2 protein-coding genes are annotated in these 1,679 nt (G+C 36.7%); both read left to right on the plus strand.

Annotation, left to right across the window (positions count from 1 at the left end):
* Nucleotides 1-226: 226 nt before the first annotated feature.
* Complete coding sequence (locus B9T66_RS08630) at nt 227-589, plus strand: hypothetical protein (RefSeq protein ID WP_219350232.1); 363 nt, start codon at nt 227-229, stop codon at nt 587-589.
* Between the two features lie 4 nt (nt 590-593).
* Complete coding sequence (locus tag B9T66_RS08635) at nt 594-1,595, plus strand: NAD-dependent epimerase/dehydratase family protein (protein ID WP_095628553.1); 1,002 nt, start codon at nt 594-596, stop codon at nt 1,593-1,595.
* Nucleotides 1,596-1,679: the final 84 nt, after the last annotated feature.

The raw sequence follows: 1,679 nt of genomic DNA on the forward strand, positions 1-1,679 counted from the left end.
ATAGATACTCTACAAGACACTCCCTTGTAGCTCTTTATCATCATATAAACATCTTTTTCTTTCTTCTTTTTTCTTCGCACAACAAATTTTCTTATAGCTATTTTTGCAATTCTACAAATTTTAATGCATTCCATACAATGTATGATAGATATTTGCACTGCTTTCTTGTTGGCTTGTGTATGCCACAAGCCCATACATCTTCGTATCTCATTTGTAAGGAGTTTAGATGATTGTCTTTATCCCATTAATTTTGTTTTCTGTATTGCTTAATGCAATTGCACAGCTTTTGTTGAAAAAGGGCATGAGTAGTTTGGGAGAGCTTAGTTTGAGTATGGATTTTATTATGCGTGGTGTATTAAACCCATATATTATCGGTGGTATGGGCATTTATGCCATAAGTATCGTATCTTGGCTTATTGTATTGGCAAAGGTCAATGTGAGTGTGGCATATCCATTTTTGAGCATAGGGTTTATTTTTTCTGCTATCGTAGCATATTTTGCTTTTGGCGAACCATTAGGGGGTCTTAAGATATTAGGGATCGCTTTGATATGTTTAGGGCTTGTATGCCTTACAATGGCAAAAGGTTGAGATCATGCGTTATATTGTAATTGGTGGTAGTGGGTTTGTTGGTCTTTATACCATTAGGGCAATTTTAGATTCTTTAGTAGGGGACAAGATTTTTGGCACACACGATACACAAAAGCCACAAGTGATATGTATGGATGTGCATAAATCTCAAGATTTACCAGATGATGTAGAGTTTGTATATTGCGACATAGCTAAAGATTGTTCATTTAGATTTTTACCAAGTGATATTGTGATACATCTAGCGGCTAGAGCTTATGCACCAAAACCTCCTAGAGGAAATTTGGAGCAATATTTTAGGGAAGTAAATGTGCAGGGAACTAGGAATATTGTAGAAACAATGTTGGCACATGGATGTAAGAATCTTGTGTATTTTAGCACCGATATGGTGTATGGCAAACCACAATACTTGCCTGTAGATTGCAATCATCAGCGTGAGCCATTTGGTTGGTATGGACGCACCAAGGTAGATTCTGAAAACCTTATCTTTGCTGCTAGAGATCAAGGGTTGCATGCTACAATTTTTAGACCTCGTATTATCGTAGGTGCAGGGCGTTATGGAATCTTGACAAAACTTTTTACATTGGTGCGACACTCTTTGCCTGTTCCTATGATTGGTAATGGCAAGAATTGTTATCAGATGATAAGTGTTAAAGATTGTGCACAAGCTATTGTGTGTGCGATTAACAAGGGGATTCCAAATGTAGAGTTAAATCTAGGATCATATAATCCTCCTAGTATCCGAGAGTTATTGAGCAAGCTCATCGCACATGCGCATTCTAAGTCTTTTCTTGTGCCCACATATGCCAAAGGTATGAAGTATATCTTGGCTTTCTTAGAATCTGTTGGAATGCCCTTAATGTATAGGGAGCAATATATGATAGCTGATGAGCAATATATTGTAGATATTCAACAAACCATAGATCTTTTAGAGTGGCAACCACAAGAGAGCGATACTGATATGCTTTTTGAAGCGTATGATGAATATATGCTCCACTTTAAGTCTTAAAAGAGTGACTGATTATTATAATGTCGCATTCACATCTATAAAAAGGAGAGCTTATGGGCTTTGCAACGCATTCTCTTGATTTAT

The sequence above is a fragment of the Helicobacter sp. TUL genome (genome assembly GCF_002287135.1).
Taxonomy (GTDB): domain Bacteria; phylum Campylobacterota; class Campylobacteria; order Campylobacterales; family Helicobacteraceae; genus Helicobacter_F.

Bases quoted from the DNA above. Each gene is read 5' to 3' on its own strand.
- B9T66_RS08635 (WP_095628553.1), top strand. From the start codon at position 594: ATGCGTTATATTGTAATTGGTGGTAGTGGGTTTGTTGGTCTTTATACC.
- B9T66_RS08630 (WP_219350232.1), top strand. From the start codon at position 227: ATGATTGTCTTTATCCCATTAATTTTGTTTTCTGTATTGCTTAATGCA.